Genomic DNA, 18,771 nt, shown 5'->3' with positions numbered 1-18,771 from the left:
CCTTGCAAAGCTGCGTCCCTTTCGGGGCGGCTCAGTGCACAGCGGCGTCGATCTGCGAGGACCGGGGCGGGACTCAGGTGAGTGCCGGCTCCCGCTGATCCAGATCGATGCTGTTGAGCAGCGAGTGCTCGCCAGCGACAGCGGTGAGAGCGTCGTTCTCAGCCTGCATCCGAAGGAGCTCGGCTTCAAGGTCCTGGACGCGCTGCTGAAGCCGTCGCATCTCGGAGAGCATTCGCGGGTCGGGGCCGCCGACGTACCCGAGAAGCGCCTTTGCCATGATGAATGGTCCTCCACGCTGAGTGACCGAACCGGAACGGTACAGGTCTAGGGGGAAGGGGGACGCACGCGCGGCGCGCACCGGAAGTGCTGGCTGGGCACTACGGCACAACCACCGTGAGCTGGGCTCACGAGGGCATGCGCCTGCCGGGAAACGCGATCGTGTGCGCGGGCTTCAAGCGTCTCACCAAAGACGGTACGGGTCAACACGATCACCGCACGCTACCGCGCCCCTGTCACCTGCCCGGCGGTGTCGTCACGCCTGGGGGTCTCGGGCCCGGGTCCACCACGTGCTCGTGGATCATCGTTCGATGCGGAGTCAACCACGAGTCTGCCCGAATGGCAACCGTATGACACCGACGGTTGCCGATCATTTCCGGAAGACCTCGGTGTGGGGCCGGAAAACCGGGGCTCAGCGGATCTCGAAGCCCTCGTAACCTGCCCCGACGGCGGTCCAGATCTCGGTCACACCGCTCACCGCGCCGGGCGTGTCGGGGCCGCGCAGCAGGGCCAGCAGCTGCTCGCAGTCCGCGGCCAGGCCCTCGGCCACCACCTGCACCCGGCCGTCGCCCAGGTTGCTGGCGTAGCCGGTCAGGCCGACCTCCAGCGCCCGCGCCCTGGTCCACCAGCGGAACCCGACCTCCTGGACCTTCCCCCGGACCCAGGCGGTCACCCGGACCGGTTCATCACTGTGGGCATCGCGACCGTGCATGCCCCGACCCTAACGGGCGGCGGGGTGGGTCACAGCTCCGCCTGGCGCTCGACCGTCCAGCACGGCAGCTGCACGCCGGGTCTTCCGGGCGCGGAACGGCCCCGCCGGAGCGCACCGGCGGGGCCGTGGGGTCAGGCTCGGATCAGCGGGTCACCAGTCCCCGCCGCCACCACCGAAGTCGCCGCCACCGCTCCAGTCGCTGCCGCCGAAGTCCGCGGCGTTGAAGTCGGCGCCGGTGTAGTCGCCGCCCTCGTACTGGTCCTGGTAGCCGCTGTGACCGCCGTAGCCACCGTGGCCGCCGTGGCCGCCGTCCATGTACGGCTCCGCCGCGTAGGACGGGGTGCTCATCATCGAGCCGAGCACGGTGCCGACGAGCAGGCCGGGCAGCAGGCCGCCGCCGAAGCCGCTGTAGTACCCGCCCGCGTACGGCGCGTAGGCCGGGCCGGCGTTCCAGTACGGCTGCGGGCCGTACTCGGTGTCGACGGTGCGCACCGCCGGGTCGAGGCCCGCCGCCACCCGGTCCGCGTCGGCCTGGCAGACCGGGACGCTGCGGGCGGAGCCGCCGGCCGGGGCCCAGTCGACGTCCTTGACGGACGGGCCGTGCCGCGGGTCCATGAAGCACGGGGGACGGCGCTCGGGCAGCGGTCGCTTCTCGCGCCGGGCCGCCAGGGTGGCCAGCTGGAACCGGCCGTCCTCGATCGTCTCGGTGACCTGCTTGACGTCCGCGGGCTTCTTGGCCTCGCCCATCAGCCGCTTGGCCTTCTCGTACGAGTCCAGGGCGCGGCTGTAGTCGGTGCGCTGGGCGTCGTCCGCGTCGGCCGCGCCCGGGTTGAAGTCGAGCCGCTCCAGCTCCACGCCGAAGGCGGTGATGTCCTCGTCCACCACGCGGCGCAGCTGCTCCAGCTCGGCCCGGGCCTGCTCCTCCTTGCGCTTCTTGGCGCGGCGGAACAGGAAGAAGACACCGGCGCCGGCCAGCACCACCAGCACGACCGGGATGATGACCCAGGCGATCGAGGTGCTGTGGTTGACCCCGGTGCCCTTGGTCTGCGGGGCGGCCTGGTCGACGAAGTCGTTCAGGGTGGCGTTGATGTCGCCCTTGTCGGCGCGGGTGACGGCGCCCCCGATCCGGTCCGCGACGCCGGCGGCCATCGCGCCGCGGTCGGAGCGGGCCATGAAGCCGCCGGTGCCCCGCCAGACGCCGTAGACGCCGTCGATGCCCACCAGGGTGCGCAGGTCCGTGAGGACGGTGTCCTTGTTGGCGGCGTCGGGGACGACCGCGATGAAGATCGGCTTGTCGGCCTTCTCGATCTTCTTGGTCAGGGCGTCCGCCTGGGCCTGGCTGAAGCGGTCCAGCATCTGCGGGGCGACGTAGACCTGCCCCTTCTTCAGGGTGGCCGCGGCATCGCTCAGGCCGCCGGCGGCCGATGCCGAGGGCGCCAGGAGGAGCATCAGCCCGAGCAGCGCCGCCACCAGGGCAAGTGGCCCGGCGCCCCGGGTACGTCGTGCAAGGGTTCTCATGGTCCCCGACGCTACCGTGACCGGCGGAAAAGCACGCCATACCCTTCGCATACTGGTTATGACAAGATTCCCCGCCATCCGCCGGGTCGGCTCCCCTTCGCGGGGATGAGATCTCCCTCAGTCGACCCTGAGACGGCTGGGGCGTGGGAACCACGAGAGGCGGCCGGACGTACGGCCCGGCGGGCTCCGGGCATTCGATGGGGCGTGCCGACCGTACCGCGCGAACGGGCACACTGGACCCCGGACCGCTGGTCCCATTGCCTTTTCTTGACCCAGCCCGTTCCTGACCCAACACCCGATCGGAGCGCTCGGTGATCATCGGCCTCGTCACGGCCGTGGCGGCATCCGCCTGCTACGGCACCGGCTCGGTCCTGCAGGCCGTCGGATCCCGACGCTCGGCCCGGGAGGAGGCGGCCAGGGGCGCCACCACCTCGACCACCGAGCACGGCGGGCCGAGCCTGTCCTCCACCGCCAAGGCCGCCGTCACCTGGGAGTTCGTCCTCGGCACGGTGCTCGACCTGGTCGGCTTCCTGCTCGGCGCCCTGGCCGCGCGGCTGCTGCCGCTGTTCCTGTCCCAGACCATCATCAGCGCCAACCTGGTGATCACCGCGGTGCTGAGCATCAAGCTGCTGGGCATCCGGCTCAAGCAGCTGGAGTGGGCCTCGATCGGGGTGCTCTGCTCGGCGCTGGTGCTGCTGGCCGTCGCGGCCGGCCCGGAGGGCGGTCACCACGCGGCGATGGCGTTCCACTGGTGGGTGCTGATCATCACCACCGTGCTGCTGGTCGGCGGCAGCCTCCTGGTGCGCCGGATGGGCGCCAAGGGCGCGATCGTGGCCGGTCTGCTCTCCGGCCTCGGCTTCGGCGGCCTGGGCGTCGGCGTCCGCATCCTGAACGGCCTCGACCCGTTCCAGCTCGGCACGCTGCTCTCCGACCCGGCGCTGTACGCGATCGTGATCGGCGGCCTCGGCGGCATGTACATCCACACCGTGGCGCTGCAGATCGGCTCGGTCAACGGTGCCACCGCCGCGCTGGTGGTCGGCGAGACGGTGCTGCCCGGCGCGGTCGGCGTGCTGTGGCTCGGCGACTCCTCCAAGGCCGGCCTGGCCTGGCTCGGCGTGCTCGGTTTCCTGCTCGCGGTGGTCTCGGCGGTCGGCGTCGCCTACTTCGGTCAGGGCGACCACGGCGCCCTCGGCGAGGCGTCCGCCGACCAGCCCGAGCTCGCCCGCAAATAAGGGCCTCAGCCCCCGCTGCGGGCCCGCGGGACGCGCTGGCAGCGGGGGCAGAAGTAGCTGGAGCGGTTCATCCAGGCGGCCCGTCGGATCGCCGTCCCGCAGCGGCGGCAGGGCTCGTGCTCCCGGCCGTAGGCGTCGAGGTCCCGGGAGAAGTAGCCGCTCTCGCCGTTCACGTTGACGTACAGGCTGTCGAAGCTGGTGCCGCCGACGGCCAGCGCCGCGGTCATCACGTCCCGGGCGTTGGCCAGCAGCAGCGCGGCCTGCGGGCGGGTGACCGTCGCGGTCGGGCGGTCGTAGTGCAGCTTGGAGCGCCACAGCGCCTCGTCGGCGTAGATGTTGCCGACGCCGCTGATCAGGGTCTGGTCGAGCAGCGCGCGCTTGACCGTGGTGCGCCTGGCGCGCAGCGCGGCCACGAAGGCGGCGTCGTCGAAGCGCGGGTCGAGCGGGTCGCGGGCGATGTGCGCGATGGAGACCGGGGTGCCCTCCGGGTCGCCCTCCTCGGCCTCCTCGACGGCCAGGCCGCCGAAGGTCCGCTGGTCGACGAAGCGCAGCTCGCGCCCGCCGTCGGTGAAGCGCAGCCGGACCCGCAGGTGGGTCTCGTCCGGCACGGACGGGTCCTGGACGAGGAGTTGGCCGCTCATCCCGAGGTGGCCGATCAGCGAGAAGCCCGTACCGCTGCCGCTCAGTGGCACCCAGAGGTACTTGCCGCGGCGCTGCGCGGTGCCGAGGGTGGTGCCGGTCAGCCGCGCCGCGAAGTCGGCCGCGCCGGCCGGCTGACGGCGCACCGCGCGCGGGTGCAGCACCTGGACGTGGTCGACGGTCCGCCCGGCGACCCAGTTCGCCAGACCGCGGCGGACGACCTCGACCTCGGGGAGTTCGGGCACGGGAACGGGCCTCCTGCATCGAAGGGATCGGCAGGAGTGAAGGCTACTTCTTCGTCAGGCGCCCGCGGGCAGCCGGTCGGCGTACTTCTCCTTGATCGCACGCCAGGCGCTCTCGGCGGCCTTCTGCTCGGCTTCCTTCTTCGAGCGGCCGACGCCGCTGCCGAAGTCCTCACCGGCCACCCGGGCCGCCGCGGTGAAGGTCTTCTCGTGGTCCGGCCCGGACTCCATGACCACGTACTCCGGCACTCCGATGCCCACCGAGGCGGTGAGCTCCTGGAGGCTGGTCTTCCAGTCCAGGCCGGCGCCCAGCTGAGAGGACTCCTCGATCAGCGGGTCGAACAGCCGGTGGACGAACTCGGTGGCCGCCTCCAGACCGCGGTCCAGGTAGATGGCCCCGATCACGGCCTCGACGGTGTCGGCGAGGATCGACGACTTGTCGCGGCCGCCGGTGCCCTCCTCGCCCTTGCCGAGCCGGATGAACGCGCCGAGGTCCAGCCCCCGGCCGACGTCCGCGAGCGCGCGGGAGTTGACCACCGCGGCGCGCAGCTTGGCGAGCGTGCCCTCCGGGACGTCCGGGTGGACGCGGTAGAGGGTGTCGGTCACCACCAGGCCCAGCACCGAGTCGCCGAGGAACTCCAGGCGCTCGTTGGTGGGCAGACCCCCGTTCTCGTACGCGTACGAGCGGTGGGTCAGGGCGCGTACCAGAAGGGCGCGCTCGAGCGTGTACCCGAGGCGCCCTTCCAGGACGTCGTATTCGGTCGAAGCCGGCCCGCCGGCCTTGCCGCTGCCCGAAGAACCCTTCGAGGCAGGGGACGCCTTGCGGGTGGAGTTACCGTCCGACATCGATCCGTGCACCCCGCCGATCAGACCGAGAGGACCTGGCGACGGTTGTACGTGCCGCAGCTCGGGCACGCGATGTGGCCCAGCTTCGGCTCGTGGCAGCGGTCGCACGCCACGAGGGCCGGAACGACGGCCTTCCAGTTGGACCGGCGGTGGCGCGTGTTGCTGCGCGACATCTTCCGCTTCGGAACAGCCACGGCTACTTCTCCTGGTTCTCGGCGAGACCCTCACGGGTGTCGCTGTTCTTGATTCCCCGCCGCAGATCAGCGGCTTCGCCACGGGCCTCGTCGCCGGTGTCGGCGGAGAGTCCCTGCAGAGCCGCCCACCGGGGGTCGACGGCGTCGTGGTGGTGCGCCGGGTCGTCGCTCAGGCGCGCTCCGCACTCGGAGCACAGGCCCAGGCAGTCTTCCTGGCACACCGGCTGCAGCGGCAGTGCGAGCACCACCGCGTCACGCAGCACCGGCTGGAGGTCGAAGAAATCGCCCTCCAGGCGGTAAGTCTCTTCTTCCGAGTCCTCGTCGAGGTCATCGGTCCCGGTGGTCCGGGCGCGGTGACGCTCGTCGGACTCCGGGTAGTAGTACAGCTCCTGGAAGTCCACGTCGACGTCGAAGTCGACGGGCTCCAGGCACCGGACGCACTCGCCCTCGACGTGGGCTTCGGCGGTGCCGGTGACCAGCACGCCCTCGACCACGGACTCCAGGCGGAGCTCCAGGTCGATCGGGCTCTTCTCCGGGACGCCGATCACGTCGATGATCCCGAAGCCCTCGGGGGCCTCCAGGGTCCGGCTCACCTTGCGCATCGCGCCCGGACGACGGCCCAGCTCGTGCGTGTCGAACACGAGGGGGTCGCGGTGGTCGAGGCGGTTCAAGGTGTCCTGACTTCCATAGGAATCAAAGCTGTGGCCCCCATCACCAGTCGACCTTGCGCGGGCAAGCCGACAGCCGGACATGGGGATGCCGGAGTGGTCAGACTACCGGAGTCTCCCGTCAGGCCCAACTTCGGTCCCGTCAGGAGCCTCCCGCGCGCTCCCGCCCGGGCTGCTCAGCGGCCGCCGAGCTCACGCAGCCGGGTCATGTCGATCATGCTGGTGTCGAAGAAGCTGGTCTCGTCCAGGCCCTGCTGCTGGTGCGTGACGGCCGGGGGCAGGGCGGGCTGCTGCGGGTAGTGGTAGCCGTCGTACGGCTGGGCCGCGTAGCCGTCCTGCTGCTGATAGCCGTAGGCGCCCTGCTGCTGGGCCTGGTGCTGCTGGCCCTCGTAGTGGGGCTGCTGCTGCGGGTAGCCGCCCTGCTGGTGGCCCCACTGGGTGTTGTACGGGTCGCCCTGGGCGGCCGGGTCGAAGCCGCCGCCGTACCCCTCGGCGTACTGCCCGACCTGGTGCTGGCCGGTCTGGTGCTGACCGTCGTGGGGCTGTCCGCCCTGGTGCTGGGCGGCGGCCGCGTACTGGTCGGCGCCGGGGGCCTGCCAGTCGGCCGCGGCCGGGGTCTGCTCCGGCCAGGTCTGCTGCTGCGGGACGTCCTCGCGGTACCAGGCGAGGTCGGCGCCGTCGGCGTCGGCGTCCGCGGCGAAGCCGGCGGCCACCGCCTCGGCGCGCTCCTTGGCCTGCTGGGCCTCGTCGGCGGCGGCCAGGTAGGCGCCCAGCTCGTCGATCGGCTTCTTGCCGAGCAGCTTGTCGCGGCCCTTGCCGACCGCCTCCAGGGTCGCGCTGAGCACGTTCTCCAGGGTGGCGAGCTTCACATCGACGTACTCGTCGACCTCGGGGCTCGGGCTGAGCCGCTGCGGCTGGAACTCCTCGCCGTCGGTCTCGCCGTCGGTCTCGAAGGCGCCGGAGTCGCCGCGCAGCTTGGTGCGGCCGCGGCCGACCGCGCCGAGCGTCTTGGTCAGCACGACCTCGAAGTTGGCGAGCTTGCTGTCCACGTAGTCGTCGGCCTCGGCGCGCTGGGTGTCGACCTCGGCGCGGGCCTCGGCCAGGATCCGGTCGGCCTCGGCCTGGGCCCGACGGACCACCTCGGTGTCGGAGATCAGCGAACCGCGCTCGGCGTGCGCGCCCTGGATGATCCGGTCGGCCTCGGCCTGGGCGTCCGCCACCACCTGCTCGTGGTCGGCCATCACCGACTGGGCCTGGGCGAGTTCGGCGGGCAGGGCCGCCTTGAGGTCGTTGAGCAGGCCGATCAGCTCGGCCCGGTTCACCACGCAGGAGGCCGACATCGGCATCGAGCGGGCGTTCTCGACCGCCGCCACGATCTCGTCGACCTTGTTCTGCACGTCCACGGGGCTTCGTCTTTCCGTGTGCCGCCGACGGTCCGGCGGAGGCAGGCCCGGCGCGGTGGACCTCACCGCAGGGCAGGAATACAGACTGTACGGCCCCCGTGCGGCCACCTCACAACGCCCGAGTCGAACCCGTCTCCGCCACTCCGGACAAGACGTGACGAACCGGCAGAAAAGGACGAACCCTACTGCTCGGCCTTGCGCTCCGCGATCCGCTCGACCAGGCGGCCGTGCACCCTCTCCGGCAGCAGGTGCGAGACGTCGCCGCCGTACGAGGCGACCTCCTTGACCAGCGTCGAGGAGAGGAAGCTGTACGTCGGCGAGGTCGGCAGGAACAGCGTCTCCACGCCGGTCAGACCGTGGTTCATCTGGGCCATCTGCAGCTCGTAGTCGAAGTCGCTGACCGCGCGCAGGCCCTTGATGATCGCGGGGATGCCGCGCTCCCGGCAGTAGTCCACCAGCAGGCCGTGGTGCGACTCGACCACCACGTTCCCGAACTGGGCGGTGACCTCCTCGATCAGGCCGATCCGCTCCTCGACGGTGAACATGCCCTGCTTGTTCCGGTTGATCAGGACCGCGACATGCACCACGTCGTACAGCTTCGAGGCCCGCTCGATGATCTCGAGGTGGCCGTTGTGGATCGGGTCGAACGAACCGGGGCAGACGGCTCGGCGCATGGCGTGTGTGCTCCCTCGTGGGGTGACGGCTGCTGCGGGCCGCGGCCCGCTACTCGTGATCGCTGGCCCCGGCGGCGGCGCGACCGTACCAGAGCGTGCCCTCGCCGTAGCGGCGGGAGCGCAGCACCTCGAAACCCTCGGGCCAGCCGAACTCGCCGCCACGGGTGCTGCGCTCCACGGTGACGAGTGCGTCCTCCGCGAGCCAGCCCCCAGCCGACAGTGTGATCAGCATCTCGCGCACCTCCTCGTCCGTCACGGCGTACGGCGGGTCGAGGAAGACCAGGTCGTAGGGGGTCTGCGGGGGCGGCCCGGCGATCACCTTCTCCGCCTTGGTGGCCCGCACCTCGGCGCCCGGCAGGCCGATCGTGCGGACGTTCTCCCGGATCACCCGGGCCGCCTGGCCGTCCGCCTCGACCAGCAGGACGTGCTCGGCTCCGCGCGACAACGCCTCCAGGCCGACCGCGCCCGATCCGCCGAACAGGTCCAGCATCCGGGCCCCGTGCAGGGTGCCGCGGAACGCCTCCAGCGTGGAGAACATCGCCTCCCGGGCCTTGTCGGAGGTCGGACGGGTGCCCCGGCCGGGCGGTACGGCCAGCCGGCGGCCGCCGGCCGACCCGGCGATCACGCGGGTCATGGTGGTGGAAGGTCCTTTCGTCGCTGCCCGACCACGCTATCCCGCCCCGAGCCGAAGGGGCGCGCCGGTGCCGAAAGGGAGAAGCGAGGGAGCGACGGTGGGGGTCCCCCCGGCCGAAGGCTGGGGGGAGAGCGAGGGAGCGCCCGACCGTCGGCACCGGGCCCCAAGCGCCCCGGAGGCGAGCGGGCGAGTAGCGGGCCCCGGGCCCCCGGGGCCCGACCGGTGATCGGCGGGGCCCCGGGGTCGGACACGCCTCAGCTCGCCTCGGAGCCCGCCTGCTGCCCCGGGACCGCCGCGCCGAGCAGGGCCGGCGAGGCATAGCGGGACCAGGACAGGCAGCCGTCGGGCGGGCAGAACTCGGGGCGGCGCGGGTCGTGCCCGAGCTCGCGCAGCTTGGTCCGGACGGAGTCGGGAGTGCGGCCGAAGCGGGCGGCGATCCGGGCGACGGTCTCGCCGTCGTGGAAGCGCCGGACCAGTTCCTCCTCGTGCTGCGGCACCCAGGGGGCGCCGTGGCCCGGGTACAGCTCGCGCAGCACGTCGCGGTCGGGGATGGGCTCGGAGACGTCGGCGACGATCGCCAGCGCCCGCAGCGCGCGGTTGAGCGCGATCCGCAGCGAGGCGACGTCCTCGACCGGCAGGCGGAGCTTGCCCGAGGCGAGCGGCGCGGCGGCCGCCCCCTCGCGCCAGCCGGTCAGGGTGAGGGTGACCTCGCGGTCGTCGTCGCTGGCGAGTTCGATCCGGAAGACCTTGTCGCCCAGCGGGAGCTCGTTGAGATGACGGAATGCCATGGCAGGACCCCCAAGTGTCGTGCCAGGTACGCACCTTGAGGGTGCGTCCTGAACAACTTCATTCTCTCCCGGGGGTCTGACAATTCCGGGGGCGGGCGGCCCCGCTCAGCCCTTCTCCATGTAGGCCGCGCGGTCCTCGTCGAGCAGGCTCTCCAGCGCGGTGCGCAGCTCCGGGTGGGCGGCCAGGTCCGGGTCCTCGGCGACCAGCCGGGTGGCCTCGGTCCGGGCGGTGAGGATGACCTCCTCGTCCTCCAGCACCGAGAGCACCTTGAGCGAGGACTTCACCCCGGACTGCGCCTGGCCCAGCACGTCGCCCTCGCGGCGCTGTTCGAGGTCGATCCGGGACAGCTCGAAGCCGTCCAGGGTGCCGGCCACCGCGTCCAGCCGGGCCCGGGCGGCGCTGCCCCCGGGCATCTCGCTGACCAGCAGGCACAGGCCCGCCGCGCTGCCCCGGCCGACCCGGCCGCGCAGCTGGTGGAGCTGGGAGACGCCGAAGCGGTCGGCGTCCATGATGACCATCACGGTGGAGTTGGGGACGTTCACGCCGACCTCGATGACGGTGGTGGCGACCAGGACGTCCACCTCCCCCGCCGCGAACCGGCGCATCACCTCGTCCTTGGCCTCCGGCGCGAGCCGGCCGTGCAGGATCTCCACCCGCAGGCCGCTCAGCGGGCCCTTCACCAGCATCTCGGCGGTCTCCACCACCGAGAGCGGGGGCCGTCGTTCGTCGCTCGCGGCGCCGACGTCAGCGACCTCCTCGAAGTCCTCCTCGACGGCCTTGCGCTTCTTCTTCGCCTTCGGGTCGGCCGCCGGCTCCTCGTCCCCGATCCGGGGGCAGACCACGTACGCCTGGTGGCCCTTGCCGACCTCCTCGCGGACCCGTTCCCAGGCCCGGGTGAGGAAGTTGGGCTTCTCCAGCGCGGGCACGACGTGGGTGGAGATCGGCGAACGGCCGGCCGGGAGCTGGTCCAGGACGGAGGTCTCCAAGTCTCCGAAGACGGTCATCGCGACGGTGCGCGGGATCGGGGTGGCGGTCATCACCAGCAGGTGGGGCGGCTGCTCGCCCTTGGCGCGCAGCGCGTCCCGCTGCTCGACGCCGAAGCGGTGCTGCTCGTCCACCACGACCAGGCCGAGGTCCTGGAACTGGACCTTCTCCTCGATCAGCGCGTGGGTGCCGATGGCGATCCCGGCGTCCCCGCAGGCCATGTCCAGCAGCGCCTGGCGGCGGGCCGGGGCGCCCATCGAGCCGGTCAGCAGCGCCACCCGGGTGCCGAGTTCGGAGCCGCCGAGCAGGCCGCCCTCGGCGAGGTCGCCCATCATCTCGACGATCGAACGGTGGTGCTGCTGGGCCAGCACCTCGGTGGGCGCGAGCAGCACGGCCTGACCGCCGGCGTCCACCACGGCGAGCATCGCGCGCAGCGCGACGAGGGTCTTCCCGGAGCCGACCTCGCCCTGGAGCAGCCGGTGCATCGGGTGCTCGGTCGCCAGGTCGGCGGCGATCTCGGCGGACACCTTCTGCTGGCCCTCGGTGAGGGTGAACGGCAGCCGGGCGTCGAAGGCGTCCAGCAGGCCGCCCGCCCGGGGCTTGCGCGGCTTGGCTGGCAGCGCGGAGTCGGCTGCCCGGCGCTGGGCGAGGGCGACCTGGAGGACGAAGGCCTCGTCCCAGCGCAGCCGGCTCTGGGCGCGTTCGCGGTCGGCCTGGCTGCGCGGGCGGTGGATCAGCTCCAGCGCCTCGGGCAGCGGGATCAGGTCGTGCCGCTCGCGCAGTTCGGCGGGCAGCGGCTCACCGACGTCGCCGAGGTGCTTGGTGAGCGCGGTCTCGACGCAGATCGACAGCTTCCAACTGGGCATCTGCGCGCTGGCGCCGTACACCGGGATGAGCCGGCCGGCGAACTGCTGCGCGGCGGACCCGGCTCCAGTCGATGCGGTGGCGTCCTCGTCAAGCAGCTGGTAGTCGGGCGAGACCAGCTGGCGGGTGCGGTTGAAGACGCCGACCTTGCCCGCGAACAGGCCCTGGGCACCGGCCCTGAGCTCCTTCTGCCGCCAGCCCTGGTTGAAGAAGACCAGCGAGAGCCGGCTGCGGCCGTCGGTGACGACGACCTCCAGCCGGTCGCCCTTGCGGCCGCGGAACGGGATCAGGGTGACCTTCTCGATCCGGGCCAGCACGGTGACGTGCTCGTCGATCTCCAGCTCGTCCAGGCTGGTGAGCTGGCCGCGCTCGACGTAGCGGCGCGGATAGTGGTGCAGCAGGTCCCCGACCGTGCGCAGCTTGAGGCTGTCGGCGAGCACCTTCGCGGTACGGTCGCCGACGAGCTTGGTCAGTGGTTCATCGAGAGCGCCCATCAGGCCCTTGTTTACACCAAGGCACCGACGAACCGGGCTGCTACTCGCCCGCTCGCCCGCCGAAGGGGCTCGGAGCGGGGACTCGCCCGCTCGCCGGCCGAAGGGGCTCGGAGCGGGTGCTCGCCCGCTCGCCTCAACAGGCGGCTCGGGGCGGCCTACTCGACCCCGATCAGCAAGGGCGTGGACTCCTGGCCGCCGTGGAAGACCACCGAGTCCACCTCCGGCCGCTGCTGCCGGACGTGCGCCACCAGCCGGTCGGCGAGCGCCCGGTCGGCGCCCTCGCCGAGGATCAGGGTGACGAGTTCGCCGCCCGCGCCGAGCATCCGGTCCAGCACGCTCTCGCCGACCTCGGCCAGTCCGGCGCCGATCACCGCGACGTCGCCGTCGATCAGGCCGAGCACGTCACCGGCCTGGCAGACCCCGGCCATGGTCCAGGACTCCCCCTCGGCGACGGCGAGTTCGGCGTACCGGGTGGCCCCGGCGGCGGAGGTCATGGCGACCACGTCCTCGTCGAAGCGGCGCCCGCCCTCGTGCACCGCGAGCGCCGCGAGGCCCTGCACCGGGGAACGGGTGGGCAGTACGGCGATCCGCACGCCCTCCTCGCGCAGCTGGTCGGCGGCGGCCCCGGCGGCGGCGCGCAGTTCGGGGTCGTTGAGCAGCAGCACCACCTCGCGGGCGCCCGAGCCGCGCACGGCGTCGGCGAGTTCGGCGCTGGCCGGGCGGCGGTCCGGGTCGGCGTGCAGGACGACGGCGCCGGCCTGCTCGCACAGCTCGGCCAGCCCCTCGCCGGAGACCACGGAGAGCACCGCGCGGGCCCGCTCCTCGCGTTCGCCGCGCTCGGCGGCGGTGCCGGCCCGGGCGGCGGCCTCCGCGAAGTGGGTGATCCGGATCTGGTGCGGGCGCCCGGCCTCGACCCCGGCCTCCACCGCGGCGCCCGCGTCGTCCACGTGGACGTGCACGTTCCACAGGCCGTCGCCGCCGCCGATCACCAGGGAGTCGCCGAGCCCGCCGAGCCGCTCGCGCAGCCCGGGCAGCGCCTCGTCCGGCGCGTCCAGCAGGTAGATGACCTCGAAGGCGGGGTGACCGGGGCCGGGCGGCCGCAGGTGCACCTCGCAGCTCTCCACCGCCCGGACGTCCGCGCGCAGCGCGACCGGCCCCATCGGCTGCTGCCCGGCGACGGCGTCGGCCAGCGCGCCGAGGACGGCCACCAGGCCGCGCCCGCCGGCGTCCACCACCCCGTTCTCGGCCAGGACGGCGAGCTGCTCGGGGGTGTGCCGCAGTGCGTCCCGGGCGGCCCGGTGGGCGGTCTCGGCGACCTGCGCGAGCCCGTCCCCGGCCCGTACCGCCTCCCGGGCGGCGACCCGGGCGACGGTGAGCAGGGTGCCCTCGACGGGCTCCGCGACGGCCTGGTACGCGGAGTCGGCGGCCCGCTGCAGGGCGGCCCGCAGCTGTTCGGCGCCGCCGCCCTGGGCGAGCTGCTCGGCGGTGCCGCGCAGCCACTGGGCGAGGATCACCCCGGAGTTGCCGCGGGCGCCGATCAGCGCGCCGCGGGCCATCGCCCGGACGGTGTCGGCCAGTCCGGGCGCCGGGTCGGCGGCGGGGTCGGTGAAGCGGCTCTCCACCTCGGCGGCGGCGGACTCGACGGTCAGGTAGAGGTTGGTGCCGGTGTCGCCGTCCGGGACGGGGTAGACGTTGAGCGCGTCGATCTCCTCGCGGGCCTGGCCGAGCGCGCGCAGGGCGAGCTGGCACCAGGTGCGCACGGCCGGGGCGTCGAGCGTGTGCAGCACCAGGTCTCCTCCGGATGGAACGCCGATATGGCCTGAGAACGAACGATGAGGGGTGGTACCCGCAGGTTATCGGGGCCGGGCAGGGCCGCCCGGACCGGCGGCCGGAGCGATCACTCGGCCGGTCATGGTAGTTTCGTGGGACGGAAGCAAGCGTTGTATGCTCTTCCGGTTGCCTGGAACCGTCCAGGCTCACCCCCCTGGTCCGGTCTGGTTCACGTGAGTGCTCCGGTGGGTGGGCGGGGTTTTCGAAAGTAACTGATCTGAAGTCTTGGAGTGACTCCTGTGGCTGCCAACTGCGACGTCTGCGGCAAGGGGCCGGGCTTCGGCAACAGCATCTCCCACTCTCACCGCCGTACCCCCCGTCGTTGGAACCCCAACATCCAGACGGTGCGCGCTGTGATTGGGCGGACGCCGAAGCGGCTCAACGTCTGCACCTCGTGCATCAAGGCCGGTAAGGTCTCGCGCTGACGCGCAGACCGGCATGCCGGTCCTCCAGTGAGTCGGTTCATCCCCGGATGAGCCGGCTTCGCTGTTTCCGGGACCGGTCAGGCTTTCCGGACGCACCAGTGGTGGGCGGGCTCCCTCGGGAGTCCGCCCACCACTGCGTTTCGGACTAGCGCCAGCGCCAGGCGTGGTCCACCGGGCCGATCCCGGCGCCCAGCGCGAAGCCCCCGGCGATCGCGCCGGTGATGTACTCCTTGGCCGAGCCCACCGCCTCGGGCAGCGACTCGCCCTTGGCCAGGCCGGCCGCGATCGAGCTGGCCAGGGTGCAGCCGGTGCCGTGGGTGTGCCGGTTGTCGTAGCGCGGCGCGCGGTACCAGTGCACCTCGCCGGGCCCGCCGTACAGCAGGTCGGCGGCCTCGCCCGCCAGGTGGCCGCCCTTGACCAGCACCCAGCGCGGCCCGAGGTCCAGCAGCGCCTCGGCGGCGGCCAGCATCTGCGACTCGTCCTCGACGGTCCGGCCGGTGAGCTGCGTCACCTCGTGCAGGTTGGGGGTGACCACGGTGGCGACCGGCAGCAGCTTCTCCCGGACGGTGGCCACCGCCTCGGCGGCCAGCAGCGCGTCCCCGTGCTTGGAGACGCCGACCGGGTCGACCACCACCGGGGCGTCCACCCCGGAGAGCAGGTCGGCGACGGTCTCGACCAGCTCGATCGAGGCGAGCATGCCGGTCTTGACGGCCTGCACCCCGATGTCGTCCACCACGCTGCGGAACTGCGCCCGGACGGCCTCGGCGGGCAGTTCCCAGTAGCCCTGGACGCCGAGCGAGTTCTGCGCGGTGACGGCGGTGATCACGCTCATGCCGTGGACGCCGAGGGCGAGCATCGCCTTGAGGTCGGCCTGGATGCCGGCGCCGCCGCCGGAGTCGGAGCCGGCGATCGTGAGGACGCGCGGGGGTGCGGTGGAAGACATGTCTCCCAACCTACCTGCGGCGATTCAGAGCACCGCCTCGGACTCCGCCCAGCGGTCCTCCGGCACCGTCTTCAGCCGGCTCACCGCGGCGCCGATCGGCAGCAGCTCGATCTCGGTCCGGCGCAGCGCGGTGAAGTGCCCGAACGCGCCCCGGTGGACGGCCTCCACCGCGTGCCAGCCGAAGCGCGAGGCGAGCACCCGGTCCCGGGCGGTCGGGGTGCCGCCGCGCTGGGTGTGGCCGAGGATGACCGGGCGGGCCTCCTTGCCGAGCAGGTTCTCCAGCTCGTGGGCGAGCCGGTTGCCGATCCCGCCGAAGGTCCGGTGGCCGTACTGGTCGACGTCGCCGTGGTCGAAGCGCATGGTGCCGGGCATCGGGGCGGCGCCCTCGGCGACGGCGATGATGGCGAACTTCTTGCCGCGGTCGAAGCGGTCCTCGACCATCCGGGCCACCGCCTCGATGTCGAAGGGCTTCTCCGGGATCAGGATCCCGTGGGCGCCGCCCGCCATGCCCGCGGTGAGGGTGATCCAGCCGGTGTGCCGGCCCATCAACTCCACCACCATGACCCGCTGGTGGGACTCCGCGGTGGTCTTCAGCCGGTCGATCGCCTCGGTCGCCACGTGCACCGCGGTGTCGAAGCCGAAGGTGACGTCGGTGGCGTCGATGTCGTTGTCGATGGTCTTGGGCACCGCGACGACCGGCAGCCCGGCGTCGCTGAACAGCTTGGCGGCGGTCAGCGTTCCCTCGCCGCCGATCGCGATCAGCGCGTCGATGCCGATGTCCCGGGCCAGCGTCGTGGCGTTCTCCACCGCCCAGACGATCCGCTCGCGCCGCACCCGGGCCGAGCCCAGGATGGTGCCGCCGAGGGTGAGCAGACCGGTGACGTCGTCGTGCGAGACCGGCCGGGTGCGGCCCTCGATCAGGCCGAGGAAGCCGTCCTGGATGCCCACGATCTCGTCGCCGTGGACGTCCGTGCCCCGGTGCACGACCGAGCGGATCACCGCGTTGAGGCCGGGGCAGTCGCCGCCGCTGGTCAGTACACCGATGCGCATGAGTGGTGTGCTCCCGCTCGCAGTGGTTCGGACCACCCGCGCCGGACGGCGGGCGGGCTCGGATGCCGCAAGCCTACGCAAAACGCACCCTCGAAGCCCGCCGCCGCACCCCCGGAGCGTCACGCGTCGTACCGGCGTCCACACGCCGTCGGCCGTACTCCGTACGTCACTCGGCGAGTTGCTTCACTCGGCGAGGTACGTCACCCGGCGAAGCACGTCACTCGGCGAAGTGGTCCCAGCCGCCGACCCGGTCCCAGGGCGCGCCGTCCACCGTCACCCGGCCACTGCGCGAGCCCCGCGGGCGACCGGTCACCTCGCCCACCACCCGCCAGCGGGACGGGAGTTGGACCCCGCGCGGGAAGGTCGCCACGATCGCGTGGTCCTCGCCGCCGGACAGCACCCAGACCAACGGGTCCACCCCGACCGCCTGTCCGATGTCGGCCATCTGCACCGGGACGTCGAAGTCGGCGGCCTTGAGGTCGATGTCCACCTCGCTGGCCCGGGCCACGTGGCCGAGGTCGGCGACCAGTCCGTCGCTCACGTCGATCATCGAGGTCGCGCCCAACTCGGCCGCGGCCGGGCCCGCGTGGTACGGCGGCTCGGGCCGGCGGTGCGCCTCGACGAAGGCGCGCGGGGAGCGGAAGCCGCGCTGCAGGACGGTGAGTCCGGCCGCCGACCAGCCGAGCCATCCGCTCACCGCGACCACGTCGCCGACCTGAGCGCCGGAGCGCGTCACCGCCGCGCGCCCCTGGAGGTCGCCGAGCGCCGTGATCGCCAGCGTGACGGTGTCGCCGCGCACCACGTCGCCGCCGACCACCGTCGCCCCGGCGACCTGGCACTCGTCGCGCAGCCCGTCCATCAGCTCGGTGGCCCAGGTGGTCGGCAGGTCGGCGGGGGCGACCAGCCCGAGCAGTATCGCGGTCGGCACCGCGCCCATCGCGGCCACGTCGGCGAGGTTCTGGGCGGCGGCCTTGCGGCCCACGTCGTAGGCGGTGGACCAGTCCCGGCGGAAGTGCCGGTTCTCGATCAGCACGTCCGTGGTGGCCACCACCCGGCCGTCCGGGGCCTTCACCACCGCGGCGTCGTCCCCGGGGCCGAGGTCGACCGCGTCGGTGAGCGGTACCCGGGCGGTCAGCTCCCTGATGAGGCCGAACTCGCCGAGCTCGCCCACGGTCCCCTGCATCTGCCGTCCTCTCGCGTTTCCATGTTCCGGTCCCCGTCGCGCTCCCCCGCGCGCAGCGTACGCCCTTCGAGGGTGCCGAAGTCTCCCCTCCCCGGCCCGCTGCGCGGTAGCGTGGTGTGATCAGCCTGCCGGTGAGCCCGCATCCACCCCTGCGCCAGACCGGGCGATCACGGCGGCGCTCCCCCCAACCGGCCGCCGGGAGGTCACCCGTGGTACAGGCATACATCCTGATCCAGACCGAGGTAGGGAAGGCCACCGCGGTGGCCGAGACCATCTCGAAGATCCCCGGCGTGATCACCGCCGAGGACGTCACCGGTCCATACGACGTGATCGTCAAGGCCGAGGCCGAGACGGTGGACGATCTGGGCCGCATGGTGGTCGCCAAGGTCCAGAAGGTGGAGGGCATCACCCGCACCCTCACCTGCCCGGTGGTCCACCTGTAGCCCCGGCTACCATCGGCGGGTGGCCAGAGAACTCCGCATCCCCGAGGCACTGACCGCGCTTCCGGCGCCGGTCCGTTGGCTGGCCCTGCCGGTGGTACTGACCTGCACCGTGGTGGCCCTGGTCGGCAGTTGGAGTTCGGCCGACCCGGACATCCAGGTGCCGCAGCCCTCCGGCCGGGCGGCCGACTACTGCCGGGCACTGGCCGGCGCGCTCCCGCAGGAGCTGCTCGGCCGCCCCCGCGAGGACCCGTCGCCCGCCTCGCCGTACGTGGCCGTCTGGGGCGGTTCGCCCCGGACGGTGCTGCGGTGCGGCGTCGACCGGCCGGAGGAGCTGGACGGCCCGCACGCCGAGGACTGGTCCCCGACCGTCGACGGCGTCACCTGGTGGTCGCAGAAGCTGAGCGACGGCGGCTACCGCTTCGTGACGACCATGCGCGCCGCCTACGTCGAGGTGACCGTGCCGGCCGGCGCAGCGCAGAACCCCTTCGACCCGGCCGCCGCCCTGACCCCGGAGGTCAAGGCCAACATCCCCGGCTGAGCGGGCGAGCACCCGCCCCGAGCCCCTTCGGCCGGCGAGCGGGCGAGTCCCCGCCCCGAGCCCCTTCGGCCGGCGAGCGGGCGAGTCCCCGCCCCGAGCCGAAGGGCCGCGCCGGTGCCGAAAGGGAGAAGCGACAAGCGAGGAACGAGCGCCGGAGCGCCGACCGTCGGCACCGGGCCCGAAGCGGCCC

The 18,771-nt window shown here is 72.7% G+C and carries 20 protein-coding genes; 4 read left to right on the top strand and 16 right to left on the bottom strand.

The window, feature by feature from the left end; all coding sequences use genetic code 11:
• Nucleotides 1–73 precede the first annotated feature (73 nt).
• From ACWCYO_RS21505 to ACWCYO_RS21495, 3 genes are all read right to left on the bottom strand, one after another.
• Nucleotides 74–277 carry a hypothetical protein gene (locus ACWCYO_RS21505; protein WP_270143783.1) on the bottom strand — a complete coding sequence of 68 codons (204 nt, stop codon included), beginning with the start codon at nucleotides 275–277 and terminating at the stop codon, nucleotides 74–76.
• A 411-nt stretch (nucleotides 278–688) separates the two neighbouring features.
• Nucleotides 689–988 (bottom strand): acylphosphatase, encoded by a 300-nt coding sequence (locus ACWCYO_RS21500; protein ID WP_270143785.1) that lies wholly within the window; start codon nucleotides 986–988, stop codon nucleotides 689–691.
• Between the two features lie 150 nt (nucleotides 989–1,138).
• Nucleotides 1,139–2,506 (bottom strand): hypothetical protein, encoded by a 1,368-nt coding sequence (locus tag ACWCYO_RS21495; RefSeq protein WP_449785115.1) that lies wholly within the window; start codon nucleotides 2,504–2,506, stop codon nucleotides 1,139–1,141.
• A gap of 311 nt (nucleotides 2,507–2,817) precedes the next feature.
• Between ACWCYO_RS21495 and ACWCYO_RS21490 the strand changes: the two genes are divergently transcribed.
• Complete coding sequence (locus ACWCYO_RS21490; RefSeq protein WP_270143788.1) at nucleotides 2,818–3,738, top strand: DMT family protein; 921 nt, start codon at nucleotides 2,818–2,820, stop codon at nucleotides 3,736–3,738.
• A 5-nt stretch (nucleotides 3,739–3,743) separates the two neighbouring features.
• Here the strand turns inward: ACWCYO_RS21490 and mutM are convergent, their stop codons facing one another.
• The 10 genes from mutM to ACWCYO_RS21440 all read right to left on the bottom strand — a co-directional run bounded on the left by mutM (nucleotide 3,744) and on the right by ACWCYO_RS21440 (nucleotide 13,956).
• The gene (gene mutM, locus ACWCYO_RS21485) at nucleotides 3,744–4,622 is read right to left on the bottom strand and encodes a bifunctional DNA-formamidopyrimidine glycosylase/DNA-(apurinic or apyrimidinic site) lyase (RefSeq protein ID WP_270143789.1); all 879 of its coding nucleotides are present in this window, start codon (nucleotides 4,620–4,622) and stop codon (nucleotides 3,744–3,746) included.
• A gap of 54 nt (nucleotides 4,623–4,676) precedes the next feature.
• Nucleotides 4,677–5,465 (bottom strand): ribonuclease III, encoded by a 789-nt coding sequence (rnc, locus tag ACWCYO_RS21480; RefSeq protein ID WP_270143791.1) that lies wholly within the window; start codon nucleotides 5,463–5,465, stop codon nucleotides 4,677–4,679.
• A gap of 20 nt (nucleotides 5,466–5,485) precedes the next feature.
• Entirely contained in the window at nucleotides 5,486–5,659 is a 174-nt protein-coding gene (rpmF, locus tag ACWCYO_RS21475) for a 50S ribosomal protein L32 (RefSeq protein ID WP_030056747.1), read from the bottom strand.
• A 2-nt stretch (nucleotides 5,660–5,661) separates the two neighbouring features.
• Nucleotides 5,662–6,330, bottom strand: coding sequence for a YceD family protein (locus ACWCYO_RS21470; protein WP_270143798.1), 669 nt, complete (start codon nucleotides 6,328–6,330; stop codon nucleotides 5,662–5,664).
• Between the two features lie 173 nt (nucleotides 6,331–6,503).
• Complete coding sequence (locus ACWCYO_RS21465; protein ID WP_449785114.1) at nucleotides 6,504–7,730, bottom strand: ATP synthase F0 subunit B; 1,227 nt, start codon at nucleotides 7,728–7,730, stop codon at nucleotides 6,504–6,506.
• A 182-nt stretch (nucleotides 7,731–7,912) separates the two neighbouring features.
• On the bottom strand, nucleotides 7,913–8,404 hold the full coding sequence (gene coaD / locus ACWCYO_RS21460; protein ID WP_270143802.1) for a pantetheine-phosphate adenylyltransferase: 492 nt from the start codon (nucleotides 8,402–8,404) through the stop codon (nucleotides 7,913–7,915).
• Between the two features lie 49 nt (nucleotides 8,405–8,453).
• Nucleotides 8,454–9,038, bottom strand: coding sequence for a 16S rRNA (guanine(966)-N(2))-methyltransferase RsmD (gene rsmD, locus ACWCYO_RS21455; RefSeq protein WP_270143803.1), 585 nt, complete (start codon nucleotides 9,036–9,038; stop codon nucleotides 8,454–8,456).
• 254 nt (nucleotides 9,039–9,292) lie between these two features.
• On the bottom strand, nucleotides 9,293–9,826 hold the full coding sequence (locus ACWCYO_RS21450) for a hypothetical protein (RefSeq protein ID WP_030288025.1): 534 nt from the start codon (nucleotides 9,824–9,826) through the stop codon (nucleotides 9,293–9,295).
• Nucleotides 9,827–9,931: 105 nt separating this feature from the next.
• Complete coding sequence (recG, locus tag ACWCYO_RS21445; RefSeq protein ID WP_449785113.1) at nucleotides 9,932–12,169, bottom strand: ATP-dependent DNA helicase RecG; 2,238 nt, start codon at nucleotides 12,167–12,169, stop codon at nucleotides 9,932–9,934.
• A gap of 155 nt (nucleotides 12,170–12,324) precedes the next feature.
• The gene (locus tag ACWCYO_RS21440) at nucleotides 12,325–13,956 is read right to left on the bottom strand and encodes a DAK2 domain-containing protein (RefSeq protein ID WP_270143807.1); all 1,632 of its coding nucleotides are present in this window, start codon (nucleotides 13,954–13,956) and stop codon (nucleotides 12,325–12,327) included.
• 282 nt (nucleotides 13,957–14,238) lie between these two features.
• On the opposite strand from ACWCYO_RS21440, the gene rpmB reads away from it, so the two are divergent.
• Nucleotides 14,239–14,424, top strand: coding sequence for a 50S ribosomal protein L28 (gene rpmB, locus ACWCYO_RS21435; protein ID WP_014138233.1), 186 nt, complete (start codon nucleotides 14,239–14,241; stop codon nucleotides 14,422–14,424).
• A 145-nt stretch (nucleotides 14,425–14,569) separates the two neighbouring features.
• Here the strand turns inward: rpmB and thiD are convergent, their stop codons facing one another.
• The 3 genes from thiD to ACWCYO_RS21420 form a co-directional block, all read right to left on the bottom strand.
• Nucleotides 14,570–15,367: a bifunctional hydroxymethylpyrimidine kinase/phosphomethylpyrimidine kinase gene (gene thiD, locus ACWCYO_RS21430; protein ID WP_270143809.1), complete on the bottom strand. Its 798-nt coding sequence runs from the start codon at nucleotides 15,365–15,367 to the stop codon at nucleotides 14,570–14,572.
• 24 nt (nucleotides 15,368–15,391) lie between these two features.
• On the bottom strand, nucleotides 15,392–16,417 hold the full coding sequence (locus tag ACWCYO_RS21425; protein WP_270143811.1) for an ATP-dependent 6-phosphofructokinase: 1,026 nt from the start codon (nucleotides 16,415–16,417) through the stop codon (nucleotides 15,392–15,394).
• A gap of 217 nt (nucleotides 16,418–16,634) precedes the next feature.
• On the bottom strand, nucleotides 16,635–17,600 hold the full coding sequence (locus tag ACWCYO_RS21420) for a thiamine-phosphate kinase (protein ID WP_449785112.1): 966 nt from the start codon (nucleotides 17,598–17,600) through the stop codon (nucleotides 16,635–16,637).
• A gap of 209 nt (nucleotides 17,601–17,809) precedes the next feature.
• On the opposite strand from ACWCYO_RS21420, the gene ACWCYO_RS21415 reads away from it, so the two are divergent.
• Together ACWCYO_RS21415 and ACWCYO_RS21410 are read left to right on the top strand one after the other, a co-directional pair.
• Nucleotides 17,810–18,043 (top strand): Lrp/AsnC family transcriptional regulator, encoded by a 234-nt coding sequence (locus ACWCYO_RS21415; protein ID WP_270143814.1) that lies wholly within the window; start codon nucleotides 17,810–17,812, stop codon nucleotides 18,041–18,043.
• Nucleotides 18,044–18,062: 19 nt separating this feature from the next.
• The gene (locus tag ACWCYO_RS21410; RefSeq protein ID WP_270143815.1) at nucleotides 18,063–18,581 is read left to right on the top strand and encodes a DUF3515 domain-containing protein; all 519 of its coding nucleotides are present in this window, start codon (nucleotides 18,063–18,065) and stop codon (nucleotides 18,579–18,581) included.
• Nucleotides 18,582–18,771 lie beyond the last annotated feature (190 nt).

This window comes from Kitasatospora sp. NPDC001683, from assembly GCF_053596495.1.
This window is presented reverse-complemented; position numbering and strand designations above follow the sequence as displayed.